Below are 15,535 nucleotides of genomic sequence, written 5' to 3'. Positions count from 1 at the left end.
GCGGGCGTGCATAGATAGCAGATTGGGAACCGGCTCAACCGGACAAAAAGCAAGGCAGTGCATGAACGACGCGATCAGCTTCATCCTCAACAGCGAAACCATTTCGCTTAAGGGTTTCGGACCAACAGACACGCTTCTCGATTATCTCCGCCTTCAAAGACGGCTGACCGGGACGAAAGAAGGCTGTGCTGAAGGTGACTGCGGCGCCTGCACGGTGCTGGTCGGGCGGCTTGTTGATGGCTCGCTGCGTTATGAAAGCGTCAATGCCTGCATCCGCTTTTTGGGCTCGCTGCATGCAACCCATATCGTGACGGTAGAGCATCTGGCCGGCCGCGATGGCACGCTTCACCCCGTGCAGCAGGCAATGGTGGATTTCCACGGTTCCCAATGCGGTTTCTGCACGCCGGGCTTCATCATGTCGCTCTACGGCCTGTGGCTTGCCAGCGAAAACCCGTCCCGCGCCGATATTGAAAAGGCACTGCAAGGCAATCTCTGTCGATGCACGGGTTACGAGCCGATTGTACGGGCTGCCGAAAAGATTGCAGCCGCCCGCCCGAGTGCGCTGTTCGACCCGCTGCAACGCGACCGCACCGATATCATGGCAAGGCTCTGGGCGATCCGCGCCAATGAAACCATTACGGTTACCCGCGGCGAAGATCGGACCATCATCCCGGCAACGCTTGCTGAATTGACCGATATCTATGCCGCCGAGCCGAAGGCTACCATCGTTGCCGGTTCCACTGATGTCGGCCTGTGGGTGACAAAGCAGATGCGGGCGCTTAACCCTGTCATCTTCATCAACAACCTCGGTGATCTGCAGGGTATTGCCGTGGATGAGAACGGCGTGACGCTCGGTGCAGGTGTCACCTACAGCCAGGCCTTCAAGACCATTGCAGAACATTTCCCGCCGCTTGCCCGGCTGTTCGATCGTCTTGGCGGCGAACAGGTGCGCAATATGGGAACCATCGGCGGCAACATCGCCAACGGTTCGCCCATCGGCGACACGCCCCCGGCCCTGATCGCGCTCGGCGCCACGCTCACCTTGCGCTCGTCTTCCGGCAGCCGCACCTTTCCGCTGGAAAGCTATTTCATCGATTATGGCAAACAGGACCGGCTGAGCGGCGAATTCGTCGAAAAGCTTTTCATTCCGTTCCAGACGCCGGGAAGTCACTACGCCGTCTACAAGATTTCCAAGCGCCGGGACGAGGATATCTCCGCTCTCTGCGCCGCCTTCCATCTGGCGCTCGACGCCGATGGCACGGTTGAAGACATCCGCATCGCCTTTGGCGGTATGGCCGGCACGCCGAAACGCGCCGCGCATCTGGAGGCAGCACTTCTCGGCAAGCCCTGGTCTCAGGAAACGATCGATGCGGCGCGCGATGCGCTGGACGATGATTTCACCCCGCTAACCGACTGGCGCGCCACCGCCGAATATCGGCAACTGACGGCCAAGAACCTGCTGACGCGGTTTTTCCTCGAGACATCAGGGGAAAAGCAGGAACTTGCCCGCTTCTCGCTGGAGGAGGCTTGAACCATGGACACGACAAGCTTCGATAAGACCAAGACCGAAATCGACGGCCCTGTACACGCCTCGCTCAGGCACGATTCTGCCCATAAACATGTGACGGGCAGCGCCGAATATATCGACGATATTCCCGAACCCGCCGGCCTCGTTCACGGTGCGCTTGGCCTTTCCGACCGGGCCCATGCCGAAATCGTCTCGATGGACCTTTCGGAAGTGGAAGCTGCGCCGGGCGTGTTATGGGTGATGACAGGTAAAGACGTGCCCGGCGAAAACGACGTCTCCTCCGGCGGGCGTCATGACGAGCCGCTGCTGGCCGAAACGAAGGTTGAATTTCACGGCCAGCCGATCTTCGCGGTCTTCGCTGAAAGCCGCGATATTGCCCGCAAGGCCGCCCGCAGGGCGAAAATCGTCTACAAGGACCTGCCGCATTTCACCGATATCGACACGGCGATTGAAAATGGCGGTGCGCTCGTCATCGATCCGATGACGCTGAAGCGTGGCGATGCGAAGCTCGAAATGGACGTGGCACCCCGCCGCCTGACCGGCACGATGCGGATCGGCGGGCAGGAGCATTTTTATCTTGAAAGCCACATCGCCATGGCCGTGCCGGGCGAGGACGATGAGGTGACGCTGTGGAGCTCCACCCAGCATCCGAGCGAAATCCAGCACATTGTCAGCCACATCCTTCAGGTGCCATCCAATGCCGTCACGGTGCAGGTGCGGCGCATGGGCGGCGGTTTCGGCGGCAAGGAAACCCAGGGAAACCAGTTCGCAGCCCTTTGCGCCATTGCCGCCAAGAAGCTGAACCGGGCCGTGAAAATCCGCCCCGACCGCGACGAAGACATGACCGCCACCGGCAAACGCCACGATTTCCGCGTCGATTACGAGCTAGGCTTCGATGAGGAAGGCCGCATCCACGCCGTCGACGCCACCTATGCCGCCCGCTGCGGCTTTTCCTCCGACCTGTCCGGCCCGGTAACCGACCGCGCGCTGTTTCACGCCGATTCCAGCTATTTCTATCCGCATGTGCATCTGACCTCCCGGCCGCTCAAAACCCATACCGTCTCCAACACCGCCTTTCGCGGTTTCGGCGGCCCGCAGGGCATGCTCGGTGCTGAGCGTTTCATCGAGGAAATCGCCTATGCCGTCGGCAAGGACCCGCTCGATGTCCGCAAGCTCAATTTCTACGGCGAAACCGGTTCGGGCCGCACCACGACCCCCTATCATCAGGAGGTCGAGGACAACGTCATCGCCCGCGTCGTCGAGGAACTGGAAGCATCCAGCAAATACCGCGCGCGCAGGCAAGCAATTGTCGAGTTCAACAAGACCAGCCCGATCATCCGCAAGGGCATTGCGCTCACCCCTGTCAAGTTCGGCATCTCCTTCACCATGACCGCCTTCAATCAGGCGGGCGCGCTGGTGCATATCTATAATGACGGTTCGATCCACCTGAACCATGGCGGCACCGAAATGGGCCAGGGCCTCTACACCAAGGTGGCGCAGGTGGTGGCCGATGCCTTCCAGGTGGATATTGGCCGGGTGAAAATCACCGCCACGACCACGGGCAAGGTGCCCAATACGTCGGCCACGGCCGCCTCGTCCGGTACGGACCTTAATGGCATGGCCGCCTATGACGCCGCCCGCCAGATCCGGGAAAGGCTCATCAAATTCGCCGCCGAGAACTGGAACGTGCCGGAAGAAGAGGTTGTCTTCCTGCCAAACCGGGTGCGCATCGGGCTTGAGGAAATCGCCTTCAACGATTTCATCAAACGAGCCTATTTCGCCCGCGTCCAGCTTTCCGCCGCCGGTTTTTACAAGACCCCGAAAATCCATTGGGATCGTGCCGCAGGCCGCGGCACGCCGTTTTATTATTTCGCCTATGGCGCGGCCTGTTCGGAAGTGTCGATCGATACACTGACCGGCGAATACATGATGGAACGCACCGATATTCTCCACGATGTCGGCAAGTCGCTGAACCCGGCCATCGATATCGGCCAGGTGGAAGGCGCCTTCGTGCAGGGCATGGGCTGGCTGACGACGGAGGAATTATGGTGGGACGGCAAGGGGCGGCTGCGCACCCACGCTCCCTCCACCTACAAGATCCCGCTTGCCTCCGACCGGCCGAAGATTTTCAACGTTCAACTGGCGGAATGGTCGGAAAACGCCGAGCCCACCATCGGCCGCTCCAAGGCCGTGGGCGAACCGCCTTTCATGCTGGCGATCTCGGTTCTCGAAGCACTCTCCATGGCCGTCGCGTCCATCGCCGACTACAAGGTCTGCCCACGCCTCGATGCGCCGGCAACGCCCGAGCGGGTGCTGATGGCGGTGGAACGGTTGAAGAAGGTGTGAGGGGAGACACAATGACGTCCCTCTCCCGCTTCCTCGCCAGCTCCGGACCTGCAATCCTCGTGGAAATCGAGGCCGTGAAAGGGTCATCGCCGCGCGAGGCGGGAACCTTCATGCTGGTAAGCCGGAAGGCGCTGTGGGAGACCATCGGCGGCGGGCAGTTCGAATATATGGCGATAGACCATTCCCATGCCATGTTGAAGAACGGTACGACCGAAGACGGCATGGATATTCCGCTCGGCCCCGAAATCGGCCAATGCTGCGGCGGCCGCACCTTGCTCCGCTTCCGGCTGGTAACGCCGGACATCGCGGCAGCACTCGAGGCAAGGCTTAAGGCTGAAACCGAGCAGCAGCCGGCCGTCTTCATTTTCGGGGCGGGCCATGTCGGCAAGGCGCTGGCAGATGCTCTGTCGCTTCTGCCTTTGACACTGACCGTGGTGGAAACCCGTGAAAACGAGTTGCGCGATCTTTCAGCCGGTGTCTTATCCGTGCTGACCCCCATGCCGGAAGCGCTGATCGCGAAAATTCCCGCAAACGGCGCTGCGATCATCGTCACCCACGATCACGCACTCGATTTCCTGATTGCAAAGGAAGCGCTTGCCCGCGACGATCTCGCTTATGTCGGCATGATCGGCTCGAAAACCAAACGCGCCACCTTCGCCCATTGGCTGGAGCGAGAGGGAGAACCCGCTACCCGCCTTCAAAAACTCATCCTGCCGATCGGTGGAAGTAGCGTCAAGGACAAGCGCCCCGCCGTCATAGCGGCCCTTGTGGCAGCCGAGTTGCTGCAAGCATTTTCCGCTGCCGAAACCCGTCGCACCGAAAATCAGCGCGGCCATCCTCAAGACCAAGATCACGCCTGATCCCGTCGGGCAGGCTTTCATCTACCAGATTGTCCGGTCGAAGGCTTTCAAGGGAAAACCGTTCCGCGGTCCGCAGACCCGCGCGCAGGCGGGACCACGCGCGCAAGAGTGCTGTGCGCATGTTCGTCTCCATTTAAAAAATGTCAGAAGCTCAGTTGATGAATTGAGCTAAAAATGCTCTGTTTTCAGGATAAAAACCAATGAAACCTTTGGCAGTTGGCATAAAGAGAACTTATCCATGAAAATGTCCCGCCAGTTCCCCCTGAATGCCCTGCGCGTGTTCGAAGCCGCCGCCCGGCATCTCAGCTTCACCAAGGCCGGTGAGGAACTGGGCATGACGCAGACGGCGGTCAGCTATCAGGTGAAACTGCTGGAAGAGAATGTTGGCGAGCCGCTCTTCATCAGAAAGGCGCGGCAGGTTGTGTTGACCGAGGCCGGGCAGAAACTGGCGCCGAAAGTTGCGGAAGCCTTCAACACTTTACGGGAGGCCGTCGACAATGTCCGTGACACCTCTGACACCACCCTGACCATTCACTCCACCGCGACTTTCGCATCGCGCTGGCTTTCGCGGCATCTGGGCGCTTTCCAGCTTGAACATCCCTCGATCGCCGTGCGGCTCGACACATCAAGCGCATTGATCGATTTCACGCAGTCCGATTGCGATGTCGCCATCCGCTGGAGCAGCGACGATGGCAAAGGACTGATCTATCATCAGTTGCTGCGGGGCGTTTACACGCCGATGCTGCATCCGAACCTCGCCGAAAGCATCGGCGGATTGAAAAAGCCGGAGGATCTTCTGCGCCTGCGTATCATCGATCCGGGTGACATCTGGTGGAGCCAATGGTTCCGGGAAGTCGGCATCGAAAATCCGGGCCTCGACCGTTATCCGCGCAGCCGCCTCAGCGTGCAGGCTTTCGAAGCCGCAGCGGCAATTGCCAGCCAGGGGGTAGCCATGCTCACCCCTGAACTTTATGCGGACGAGATTGCCCTCGGCCGCCTTTATCAGCCCTTCGAGCACCTCAGCAACGAAGGTAAGAACTACTGGCTCGTCTACCCTGAAAACCGCAGGAACATTCGCAAGATAAGGCTGTTTCGCGACTGGATACTGAAGCGGATCGACGAAAACCGGCCGCAAACATCTCAATACCCCATATCAGGCGCATAAAAGCAGCGCGGCGTGTCCTCGTCCGGGAACAGACAGAGATGATATTCTCCATCCTCGGATCGTCTTGCCTCACGCTGCGACCAGCTGAAGACATGGCGCCGCGTCACCAGACGATGATCGCCGGGCGCAAGCGAGACCTCGTAACCATCCTGCGTGACACGAACACTTCGCGTAGGGATCATCTGGCAATCGCCGGTTTCGGCGTCGCCATTGCAGCAGTAGCTTTCATATTTGAACCCCTTGTGGGATTCATGCGCAAGCGCCGTGGCGTTGAACGCCATCAGCAGGAAAAGAACTGTCAGAACAAGGCGCATCGGCACGGTCTCCGTTGAAAACAACGGCGGCTGCCGGAAGGTCATTGCGTCACTTCATTCAAAATCCAAGCATCAACGCATACCCGGACGCAACGGCACCGGGAACTGCAACACCTGCCCCTGATCTGCCCCCCGCCCCCAGGGTTCGCAGCACCCGCTTTCGGAATGAACCGCCAGCGAAAACATGTCATTGAAGCCCTGCGCCTCTGACCGAAAACCGGAAAGAACATGCGCAACATAAATGTGTCAGAGTGCCCTTCGAAGCGTCCATTCGGACGCAGGTCGCTCCAAGGCCCCGCAGCCCAATAGTTTTGCACATCAGCAGACTGCTCAACGGATAATAGCTGAGTCGCGTTAGCCAGCTAAGCACAAACTCAGCGGCAGGACGGCTCCTTGACGATTGGGCGGGGCCGGAAGCGGGGCGTCGCCGCGCCTGCGCCAAAGTTGTGGACACGAGCGCACGGGATTGTGAACAATCATAGTGCGGTGTTTGCTTTTCCCTTTCCTAACGGTCAAATTTCTCGCAAGGTGCGCTGCACAAGGATCAGGGGAACCGAATGTACGAATATGCCATTGCGTGGGAATGGATGGCCTTTGCCGTCCGCTGGCTCCACGTCATCACCGCCATCGCCTGGATCGGCTCGTCCTTCTATTTCATCGCGCTCGATCTTGGGCTGGTCAAACGGCCGCATCTGCCGCCGGGGGCCTATGGCGAGGAGTGGCAGGTGCATGGCGGCGGCTTTTACCACATCCAGAAATATCTGGTCGCCCCGGCCCAGATGCCCGAACACCTGACATGGTTCAAATGGGAAAGCTACGTCACCTGGCTGTCCGGCTTCGCCATGCTGTGCATCGTTTATTACGGCGGCGCCGACCTTTTCCTCATCGACCATTCGGTGCTGGCGCTCACCCAGTTCCAGGCCATCTGTCTGTCGCTGGCATCGCTTGCTGTCGGCTGGCTGTTTTACGATTTCCTCTGCAAATCGCCGCTTGGCAACAATACCTGGGGCCTGATGGTGGTGCTTTACGTCGCGCTGGTGGCGATGGCGTGGGGCTATACGCAGGTCTTCACCGGCCGCGCCGCCTTCCTGCATCTCGGCGCTTTTACCGCCACCATCATGTCGGCGAATGTGTTCTTCATCATCATTCCCAATCAGAAGATCGTCGTTGCCGACCTGATCGCCGGGCGCACGCCGGACCCGAAATATGGCCGCATCGCCAAACAGCGCTCGTTGCACAACAACTACCTGACGCTGCCCGTCATCTTCTTCATGCTGTCGAACCATTATCCGCTGGCCTTTGCGACCGAGTTCAACTGGATCATCGCAGCACTTGTCTTCCTGATGGGCGTCACCATCCGCCACTGGTTCAACACCACCCATGCCCGCAAGGGCAAGCCGACATGGACCTGGCTGCTGACCGCGCTCATCTTCATCGTCATCATGTGGCTTTCCACCGTGCCGAAGGTGCTGACCGGCGAAGAAGAACAGAAGGCGGCAACGCTTTCGCCGATGCAGCAGCAATTCGTCAGCGACGCCCATTTCGCGAGCGCCCGCGATGTCGTTCAAGGTCGCTGTTCCATGTGCCACGCCGCCGAGCCGGTGTGGGAAGGCGTGCCCTTCACGCCGAAATCTGTGAAGCTCGAAACCGACGCGCAGATCGCCGCACACGCCCGCGAAATCTATTTGCAAGCCGGCCGCAGCCATGCCATGCCTCCCGGCAACATCACCGCCATCACCCCGCAGGAGCGCAAAGTGCTGACCGCATGGTATGAAAGCGCCGTTTCCGCGGGCAAAGACGCCAAGGAAAAAACCGAATGAGCATGGTTCTGCTGCGTGGCCGCCTGTTAAGCTTCCGCCGCGCGCCGCTCGCAATCGACGATACGCAAAGCTATCTCTACATCGAGGATGGCGGCCTGCTTATCGAAAACGGCAAGATCGCCGCCATTGGCGACTATGCCGATATTCGCAAGCAGGCACCTGATGACATTGAGGAGAAGGACCACCGCCCTCATCTCATCGTGCCGGGCTTGATCGACATGCACCTGCATTTCCCGCAGATGCAGGTCATCGGCTCCTATGCCGCCAACCTTCTGGAATGGCTGAATACCTATACTTTCCCGGAAGAATGCCGTTTCGTCGAAAGCGCGCATGCCCAGCGCATCGCCACACATTTTTACGATGAGCTTCTGCGCCACGGCACCACCACGGCTGTCGCCTATTGCTCCGTGCACAAGACCTCAGCCGATGCGTTTTTCACTGAGGCCCTGAAGCGCGGCATGCTGATGGTGGGCGGCAAGGTGATGATGGACCGCAACGCCCCGCAGGGCCTGCTGGACACGCCGGAAACCTCCTATGACGAGACCCGGGCCGTCATCGCCGACTGGCACGGCAAGGGCCGCAACCACGTCGCCATCACGCCCCGTTTCGCCATCACCTCTACGCCGAAACAGATGGAAGCAGCCCAGGCGCTGGCGCAGGAATTTCCCGATCTCTTCATCCAGACGCATCTTTCCGAAAATCTGGACGAGATCAAATATACCTGCGAGCTCTACCCGGAAGCGACCGATTACACCGACATCTATGTGCGTTACGGCCTGATGGGCAACAAGACCCTGCTCGGCCACGCCATCCACCTCTCGGAACGTGAGGCGGACGTGCTGTCGGAAACCGGTGCAGTCGCCGTGCATTGCCCCACATCGAACCTCTTCATCGGCTCCGGCCTCTTCCCGATGAAAAAGCTGCAACGGCGCGAAAAGCCGGTGCGCATCGCAGTCGCGACCGATATCGGCGGCGGATCGAGCTATTCCATGCTGCGCACCATGGATGAGGCCTACAAGATCCAGCAATTGCTGGGCGAACGCCTGAACCCGCTGGAAAGCTGGTATCTGATGACGCGCGGCAACGCCGAAGCGCTTTCCATGGTCGACCGCATCGGCACGCTGGACGCAGGCACGGATGCCGACATCACGGTTCTCAACGCCTCTTCCACGCCCGCCATGGCGCTGAAGATGGAAGTGGTGAAAAGCCTGACCGAAGAACTGTTCCTGATGCTGACCATGGGCGACGACCGCACCGTCGTCGAAACCTACGTGGCCGGCAAGGCGATGAAAAGCGCGCTTGCATAGTTCGGTTTAGGCCGAAACATCAGGTCGTCGCCTCATCTATATCAGTACATATTGAAACGAGCGGGCGTCGCCTGTTTTTCTCTCGCCGCCGGGAAAAGAAACAGGCCGCACTCGCCCGTTTCATATGATCGCCTGACAGCCCAAGTCAGCCGAAATGCGAATGACCTCTGGAGTGCGCCGTGCCGGATTTTGAGACAACTACAACGCTCATGATTGTCGCGACATTCATCGTCGCGGGCGTCGTCAAGGGCGTCACCGGCATGGGCCTGCCGACCGTTGCCATGGGCGTTCTCGGCCTTTTCATGCCGCCGGTCGTTGCCGCTGGCCTGCTCATTCTGCCCTCCTTCATCACCAATATCTGGCAATTGCTGGCCGGACCCGATTTCAAGGCGGTCGTCTCGCGACTATGGCCGATGATGATCGCCATTGCCGTCGGCACGCTTCTCGGCATCCGGCTGATGACATCAGGCACCGGCGTCTGGACTACCTCGACACTCGGATTATGCCTCGCGGCTTACGCAGCCTACAGCCTTCTTGCAAAGCCCTTCGCCGTTCCCGCAAGGCTGGAACCGAAACTCTCCCCGGCCGTCGGGCTGGCGACCGGCCTTCTGACCGGCGGCACCGGAATTTTCGTGGTCCCCGCCGTGCCCTATATCCAGTCGCTTGGCTTCAGCCGCGACGATCTCGTGCAGGCGCTTGGCCTGTCCTTCACCGTTTCCACCGTTGCGCTCGCCGCCGGCCTTGCCTCTCAGGACGCCTTCCGCGTCGAGCACATGTCGCTTTCCGCACTCGCCGTCCTGCCAGCGCTTCTCGGCATGTGGCTTGGTCAGAATATCCGCCGCATCGTCACTCCCGCGACATTCAGGCGCTGGTTCCTAATCTGCCTCCTATTGCTTGGGGCTGAGCTGTTTTTGCGAGCATTCTGGAGCTGATTCAAGCGCAGTCGAACCGTCACCGCTTCAGAGGCGCAATCAAATTATAGGCGACAATTTCTTCGTCTTCCGTCCCCTCATCGTAAATCTTCGCCACCGTGGCGCGCAGATCCGGCGAATAAACCGCTGTCCATCGTTCTTCCTCTTTGCCGTTTTTACGAATGTCGTAGGTCACATAAAACACCTCGTAATTGCAGAATTTAATCGGAAAGGCGCGCCGCTTCGTAACTGCAAGGGTCAGTGACCACTTATCCTCGATTTTGGTAGTTTCGAGGGGCAGAAATTCAAAAGTGCGTCGAGCGCCAACTTTCAGAGGCCAGAATGCTTCCAGATTTGACGTAAAGTGCTGGCTGTAATTGCCGTCATCGCCCGAACGCGCCAGCTCGATTAACCCCCGAAAGAGAAAAAGCCTCTGTTTGCCTGCGCCTTGAAAATCATTCTCCACCAAGACGATCGGTCCGGATCGCCTGAATTCGCTGCGCACCTGACCGTGGGCAAGAACAAACTCATCTCCATCATTTTTACCGGAGGGGCACTCGGCGGCGAAAACAATCGCGGGCGAAATAAGAACTGCGATAAATAATCTGAGTAAATAATTTAACATATTAAAATAAGCTATTATTTGAGAAACCATCTGAATTATTATCGAAATACAGTATATTTCAAGCATAATTCCTAGCCATTTGCGAGTGCAAAAAGCACTGCTGCAAAGACGATTGCCATCGCGTAAACGCGATTACCATGTTATGTGAAGCCATCATTCAAATGTGAAGGCTTTATCCATGGGCAAAATCCTCACCATAGCGGACCTGAAGAAACAGGCTCAGCGCCGTGTGCCGAAGATGTTTTTCGACTATGCCGATAGCGGCGCCTGGACGGAAGGCACCTACCGCGCCAATGAGGAGGATTTTTCCAAGATAAAGCTACGCCAGCGTGTGCTGGTGGATATGACCGACCGGTCGCTCGCCACCGAAATGATCGGCCAGAAGGTTTCGATGCCGGTGGCGCTCTCCCCCACTGGACTAACCGGCATGCAGCATGCCGATGGCGAGATGCTGGCGGCAAAAGCGGCGGAAGAATTCGGCGTCCCTTTCACGCTTTCCACCATGAGCATCTGCTCCATCGAGGATGTCGCCTCCGTCACCTCCAAACCTTTCTGGTTCCAGCTTTACGTGATGAAGGACCGGGATTTCGTCAATAATCTGATCGACCGGGCGAAGGCAGCGGGATGCTCGGCGCTGGTGCTGACGCTCGACCTGCAAATTCTCGGCCAGCGCCACAAGGACCTGCGCAACGGCCTCTCCGCCCCGCCGAAATTCACCCCGAAACACATCTGGCAGATGGCCACACGGCCGAAATGGTGCCTCGACATGCTGCGCACCCAGCGCCGCAGCTTCGGCAATATCGTCGGCCACGCCAAGAACGTCTCCGACCTCTCGTCGCTCTCCTCCTGGACGGCCGAGCAATTCGATCCGCGCCTGTCGTGGAAGGATGTCGAATGGATAAAGGAGCGTTGGGGCGGCAAGCTCATACTCAAGGGCATCCTTGACGAGGAAGATGCGCGCGCCTCGCTCGATACCGGCGCGGACGCCATCATCGTCTCCAACCACGGCGGTCGCCAGCTCGACGGCGCGCATTCCTCGATCGCCATGCTGCCGAGGATCGTCGATGCCGTTGGCGACAGGGTGGAGGTACATATGGACGGCGGCATTCGCTCCGGCCAGGACGTGCTGAAGGCAGTAGCACTCGGCGCCAAGGGAACCTACATCGGCCGCCCGTTCCTCTACGGCCTCGGCGCGGATGGCAAGCAGGGCGTGACGACGGCGCTCGAGATCATCCGCAAGGAAATGGATATCAGCATGGCGCTTTGCGGGAAGCGGCTGATTACGGACGTCGATCGCAGCATTCTGGCGTGATGGTGACGACACAGCATACAACGTAAAGATCGAAGCCGATGCTTCGGTAAGAATATCGCCTTTACGCCGCCTCCCTCATTTCTGTGCTTGTCACAGGGATCCAGCGAGCCCAAGCCCTTGGGCTGAAAGGACTATTCTCGTCGCGCAGACGCGCGCCGGCTGGATTCCTGTGACAAGCACAGGAATGAGGTGGAGAAGTCCGCTCAATGCCCCACCGTCTTCGAAAACACATTCACGATCACCACCCCGGTCACGATGAACCCAAGACCAACCACCGCGGCAATATCGAGCGTCTGGCGGAACACGAAATAGCCAATGCCGGAAATGAGCACTATGCCAAGCCCGCTCCAGATAGCATAGGCAACGCCGACCGGCAGCGCCCGGAGCGTGAACGACAGGAGATAAAAGGCCGCACCGTAAAAAAGCGCCATCAGCACCGTCGGCAACAGCTTGGTGAATTGCTGCGATTGCTGCAGAAAGGAAGTTGCGATGACCTCGCAGACGATAGCCGCGACAAGCGCCCCATAAGTCAAAACAGCCGCGTTCATCGTTCCACTTCCTTTTTCGTCTGGGCGATCATCCGGGCCCTCAGAGCCGCCCTGTCGCCACCCGCTTTGCCGTCGTCGGCGAGTAGATCGGCAAACCAGATGCCGTCAGCCGCAAGCCGCACCATCTCCAGGACCACCCCGTCATCCGTTTCTTTATGACGGGCAAGGCGCCCCTCAATCCAGCTGTTCCACATGCGCCGAAGCGACGGTTCACCGACCATGGAAACCGAGATCGCTGCCCATTGCCTGCCCGAATCCCTGCCCCGATCCGAGAAAACCGCGTTCACATAGGCCCTTGTGAAGCTCCCAAAAGCTTCACAATCCTGTGAGATGAGGTCGTCGATCTCAGTGTCCAGAGCCGCCAGAAGGTCAGTCATCACCGCTTCCAGCAGCACCTGCTTGGAGGGAAAATGATGAAACAACCCACCCTTCGTCACCCCGGCGGCATCGGCCACAGCCTGCACGGAAAGCGCCGCAACCCCCTGCTCGGCAGCGAGTTTCGCCGCACAATCGAGAAGATTGCGGCGCACGATCTCAGGCTGCTTTTTGCGTTCATGTGCATTTGTCATGGTCGCAAACATACCGGATGGTTGGTTTCTTTGCAAGGAAATTGTGAGGGCGACGGCCGACTTGAATTTCATACTTAATTAAGCATGAAAGCGATCTCTAAAGTTTTAGCGGTTTTGTTGCCGGAAAGTGTCAGTAAAACTTCGCCCATCGCGGCGATCGAACATAAAGGGGTGGACCATGTCGGGAACGATCAAACGGGGAATGGCGGGCGCATGGGTATTCGCACTCGCCTTCTTTTGCGCGATCCTCTCATTGCAGGCATCGCCTGCGCAGGCCGGTTATGCCCATTTCATCATGGATGCCAATACCGGCAAGGTCCTCGCCGCGCAGAACGCCGATGTGCTGAACCACCCGGCATCGCTGACCAAGATGATGACGCTCTATATGACCTTCGAGGCGTTGCACGCCGGCCGGATTCGCTGGGACCAGAAGATAAGGATGTCCAGGAACGGCGCAGCCGTCATCCCCTCGAAGCTTTATGTGCGTGAGGGCCAGACGTTTACGGTGCGCGAAGCCGTCTACGGCATGATCGTCAAATCCGCCAATGACATGGCGGAAGGCATGGGTGACCATCTCGGTGGGTCCGAGGCGCAATTTGCGCAGATGATGACCCGTAAGGCCCGCCAGCTTGGCATGACCAAGACGGTTTTCCGCAACGCCTCCGGCCTGCCCAGCAAATCGCAGGTGACGACAGCGCGCGACATGGCGAAACTCGGCCTTGCGTTGCAGCGCGACTTTCCGAAAGAATACGGCCTCTTTGCCATGGAATCCTTCAGCTTCCGGGGCAAGCGCATCCGTGGCCACAATAATCTGATGTATCGCTATCAGGGCATGGACGGCATCAAGACCGGTTACACCAATGCGTCGGGCTTTAACCTCGTCAGCGCCATCAATCACAATGGCCGCCGTGTCGTTGGCGTCGTGCTGGGCGGCAAGACCGCGCGCAGCCGCGATGCGCAGATGGCTGCTCTGCTGGACAAGGCGATGCCGCAGGCCTCGAGAAGCCGTAATACCGAACAGCTGGTGGCAAGCGCCAATGTCAGCCGCACCTTCGACGTGCCACCCGCAGCCGTCCCTCCGGCAGCCGTACCACTACCGATGTTTGCCGAGCGTCGCGCCGATCCGATCGCCATGCAGATCGCCACGGCGAACAGCCAGATGGCAGATATGATCCAGGTCTCTGCCATTCCGAGGCCCGCACCCGCTGCAAAAATGACCGGCCAACGCAGCCGCTGGGAAGTGCAGATCGCCGCCACCGACAGCGAAGCTGCCGCCCGCTCGCTGCTCGCCAATGCGCGCTCCAACATCGCCGGCAGCTACTCCGGCATCGCGCCCTATACCGAAGCGGTGCAAAGCGGATCGGCAACGCTCTACCGCGCCCGCTTTACCGGCTTTGAAGACCAGTCCTCGGCGGTTTCCGCCTGTAAGGAGTTGAAGGCGCAGTCTTATGCCTGCGTTGTCATGAACAGCGAAGGGTGAGTTCTACCGCTTGAGCCAACCGTTTTCCAACGCATCGGCCAGATACGGAATGCCGTTGACCTTCGCCATCTCGGCCATGGCAAGATTATCGTAGCGTATCTGCCGGAAATAGACCTGCCAGCCGCGTGCGGTTTCTTCGAGCACGGCATAGCTGGCAAGCGGATGACCGACTTCGACATGATGGTCGAACGGCGTGCCATCCTTCCAGCCGGGGCAGCCGACGCTGCCAGGATTGACGATCAGGCGGCCATCGGAGAGCTGCACGGTGCGGGCGATATGTGTGTGGCCGCACAACATCAGCGGTTGGGTGATGCCATCAGCCATGGCCTCGATTTCGGAAAGCGGTCGCAATTTCAGCACCCCTTCCGTCGAAAGCGTTTCCAGCCAGTATTCCAGATCACCGCGCGGCGAGCCGTGGCAGCAATAGGCGACGTCCTTGAAAACCATGCTGAACGGCAGGGTGTGCAGCCAGTCCAGATGCGCGGCGGTCAGCTGCGCATGCGCCGGCCTCTCCCAGCTGCCCATCTCCTCCGGCGCGCGCTCGATCAATTCGCGATCATGATTGCCGAGAACGCTGGGTATCCAGTTGCCAACCAGCACATCGCCGGTAAAACCCGCTTCCAGCGGACCACTGAAGCAATCACCGAGATTGACGATGTCCTTGATGCCAAGCCTCGCGATATCCTCAAGCACGGCCTCCAGTGCGGCGCAGTTTCCATGAATATCGGCAATGGCGGCAAAGATCATGGC

Annotated in this window: 14 protein-coding genes; 9 read left to right on the top strand and 5 right to left on the bottom strand. The window is 59.1% G+C overall.

Features of this window, described 5'->3' with window-relative positions; translation table 11 throughout:
- Positions 1-61 precede the first annotated feature (61 nt).
- From xdhA to ACQZ63_RS15610, 4 genes are all read left to right on the top strand, one after another.
- On the top strand, positions 62-1,531 hold the full coding sequence (xdhA, locus tag ACQZ63_RS15625) for a xanthine dehydrogenase small subunit (protein ID WP_448799313.1): 1,470 nt from the start codon (positions 62-64) through the stop codon (positions 1,529-1,531).
- A 3-nt stretch (positions 1,532-1,534) separates the two neighbouring features.
- On the top strand, positions 1,535-3,874 hold the full coding sequence (gene xdhB / locus ACQZ63_RS15620) for a xanthine dehydrogenase molybdopterin binding subunit (protein WP_162763676.1): 2,340 nt from the start codon (positions 1,535-1,537) through the stop codon (positions 3,872-3,874).
- 11 nt (positions 3,875-3,885) lie between these two features.
- On the top strand, positions 3,886-4,734 hold the full coding sequence (gene xdhC, locus ACQZ63_RS15615; RefSeq protein ID WP_113556426.1) for a xanthine dehydrogenase accessory protein XdhC: 849 nt from the start codon (positions 3,886-3,888) through the stop codon (positions 4,732-4,734).
- 238 nt (positions 4,735-4,972) lie between these two features.
- A complete protein-coding gene (locus ACQZ63_RS15610; RefSeq protein ID WP_003513655.1) occupies positions 4,973-5,899 on the top strand; it encodes a LysR substrate-binding domain-containing protein in 927 nt (308 codons plus the stop codon).
- Here the strand turns inward: ACQZ63_RS15610 and ACQZ63_RS15605 are convergent.
- The gene (locus ACQZ63_RS15605) at positions 5,875-6,213 is read right to left on the bottom strand and encodes a hypothetical protein (RefSeq protein WP_003513656.1); all 339 of its coding nucleotides are present in this window, start codon (positions 6,211-6,213) and stop codon (positions 5,875-5,877) included. The two genes, ACQZ63_RS15610 and ACQZ63_RS15605, sit on opposite strands and share 25 nt — an antisense overlap.
- A 557-nt stretch (positions 6,214-6,770) precedes the next feature.
- Between ACQZ63_RS15605 and puuD the strand changes: the two genes are divergently transcribed.
- From puuD to ACQZ63_RS15590, 3 genes are all read left to right on the top strand, one after another.
- Complete coding sequence (puuD, locus tag ACQZ63_RS15600) at positions 6,771-8,033, top strand: urate hydroxylase PuuD (protein ID WP_025594222.1); 1,263 nt, start codon at positions 6,771-6,773, stop codon at positions 8,031-8,033.
- Positions 8,030-9,340: a guanine deaminase gene (gene guaD, locus ACQZ63_RS15595; RefSeq protein WP_025594223.1), complete on the top strand. Its 1,311-nt coding sequence runs from the start codon at positions 8,030-8,032 to the stop codon at positions 9,338-9,340. The genes puuD and guaD overlap by 4 nt, the downstream gene beginning before the upstream one ends.
- A 209-nt stretch (positions 9,341-9,549) precedes the next feature.
- Entirely contained in the window at positions 9,550-10,272 is a 723-nt protein-coding gene (locus ACQZ63_RS15590) for a sulfite exporter TauE/SafE family protein (protein ID WP_083807297.1), read from the top strand.
- A 19-nt stretch (positions 10,273-10,291) separates the two neighbouring features.
- Here the strand turns inward: ACQZ63_RS15590 and ACQZ63_RS15585 are convergent, their stop codons facing one another.
- Complete coding sequence (locus ACQZ63_RS15585) at positions 10,292-10,906, bottom strand: hypothetical protein (protein WP_233284924.1); 615 nt, start codon at positions 10,904-10,906, stop codon at positions 10,292-10,294.
- Positions 10,907-11,054: 148 nt separating this feature from the next.
- Between ACQZ63_RS15585 and ACQZ63_RS15580 the strand changes: the two genes are divergently transcribed.
- Entirely contained in the window at positions 11,055-12,188 is a 1,134-nt protein-coding gene (locus ACQZ63_RS15580; RefSeq protein WP_065659120.1) for an alpha-hydroxy acid oxidase, read from the top strand.
- A 203-nt stretch (positions 12,189-12,391) separates the two neighbouring features.
- Here the strand turns inward: ACQZ63_RS15580 and ACQZ63_RS15575 are convergent, their stop codons facing one another.
- Together ACQZ63_RS15575 and ACQZ63_RS15570 are read right to left on the bottom strand one after the other, a co-directional pair.
- A complete protein-coding gene (locus ACQZ63_RS15575; RefSeq protein WP_025594230.1) occupies positions 12,392-12,736 on the bottom strand; it encodes a DMT family transporter in 345 nt (114 codons plus the stop codon).
- Positions 12,733-13,317 (bottom strand): TetR/AcrR family transcriptional regulator, encoded by a 585-nt coding sequence (locus ACQZ63_RS15570; RefSeq protein ID WP_019565160.1) that lies wholly within the window; start codon positions 13,315-13,317, stop codon positions 12,733-12,735. Before ACQZ63_RS15570 ends, ACQZ63_RS15575 begins: the two co-directional genes overlap by 4 nt.
- 190 nt (positions 13,318-13,507) lie before the next feature.
- Here ACQZ63_RS15570 and ACQZ63_RS15565 point away from each other — a divergent pair, with 190 nt between their 5' ends.
- Complete coding sequence (locus ACQZ63_RS15565) at positions 13,508-14,785, top strand: D-alanyl-D-alanine carboxypeptidase (protein ID WP_065659118.1); 1,278 nt, start codon at positions 13,508-13,510, stop codon at positions 14,783-14,785.
- 3 nt (positions 14,786-14,788) lie between these two features.
- Here the strand turns inward: ACQZ63_RS15565 and ACQZ63_RS15560 are convergent, their stop codons facing one another.
- Positions 14,789-15,532, bottom strand: coding sequence for a metallophosphoesterase family protein (locus tag ACQZ63_RS15560; RefSeq protein ID WP_003513672.1), 744 nt, complete (start codon positions 15,530-15,532; stop codon positions 14,789-14,791).
- Positions 15,533-15,535 lie beyond the last annotated feature (3 nt).

The organism is Agrobacterium sp. CG160-95, assembly GCF_053521725.1.
Note: the sequence above shows the minus strand (reverse complement) of the source record. Positions and strands in the feature narration are given on the sequence as shown.

What these genes read in the sequence shown, in the direction of transcription:
- xdhA (WP_448799313.1), top strand. Translation starts at nt 62, where the DNA reads ATGAACGACGCGATCAGCTTCATCCTCAACAGCGAAACCATTTCGCTT.
- xdhB (WP_162763676.1), top strand. Translation starts at nt 1,535, where the DNA reads ATGGACACGACAAGCTTCGATAAGACCAAGACCGAAATCGACGGCCCT.
- xdhC (WP_113556426.1), top strand. Translation starts at nt 3,886, where the DNA reads ATGACGTCCCTCTCCCGCTTCCTCGCCAGCTCCGGACCTGCAATCCTC.
- ACQZ63_RS15610 (WP_003513655.1), top strand. Translation starts at nt 4,973, where the DNA reads ATGAAAATGTCCCGCCAGTTCCCCCTGAATGCCCTGCGCGTGTTCGAA.
- ACQZ63_RS15605 (WP_003513656.1), bottom strand. Translation starts at nt 6,213, where the DNA reads ATGCGCCTTGTTCTGACAGTTCTTTTCCTGCTGATGGCGTTCAACGCC.
- puuD (WP_025594222.1), top strand. Translation starts at nt 6,771, where the DNA reads ATGTACGAATATGCCATTGCGTGGGAATGGATGGCCTTTGCCGTCCGC.
- guaD (WP_025594223.1), top strand. Translation starts at nt 8,030, where the DNA reads ATGAGCATGGTTCTGCTGCGTGGCCGCCTGTTAAGCTTCCGCCGCGCG.
- ACQZ63_RS15590 (WP_083807297.1), top strand. Translation starts at nt 9,550, where the DNA reads ATGATTGTCGCGACATTCATCGTCGCGGGCGTCGTCAAGGGCGTCACC.
- ACQZ63_RS15585 (WP_233284924.1), bottom strand. Translation starts at nt 10,906, where the DNA reads ATGGTTTCTCAAATAATAGCTTATTTTAATATGTTAAATTATTTACTC.
- ACQZ63_RS15580 (WP_065659120.1), top strand. Translation starts at nt 11,055, where the DNA reads ATGGGCAAAATCCTCACCATAGCGGACCTGAAGAAACAGGCTCAGCGC.
- ACQZ63_RS15575 (WP_025594230.1), bottom strand. Translation starts at nt 12,736, where the DNA reads ATGAACGCGGCTGTTTTGACTTATGGGGCGCTTGTCGCGGCTATCGTC.
- ACQZ63_RS15570 (WP_019565160.1), bottom strand. Translation starts at nt 13,317, where the DNA reads ATGTTTGCGACCATGACAAATGCACATGAACGCAAAAAGCAGCCTGAG.
- ACQZ63_RS15565 (WP_065659118.1), top strand. Translation starts at nt 13,508, where the DNA reads ATGGCGGGCGCATGGGTATTCGCACTCGCCTTCTTTTGCGCGATCCTC.
- ACQZ63_RS15560 (WP_003513672.1), bottom strand. Translation starts at nt 15,532, where the DNA reads ATGATCTTTGCCGCCATTGCCGATATTCATGGAAACTGCGCCGCACTG.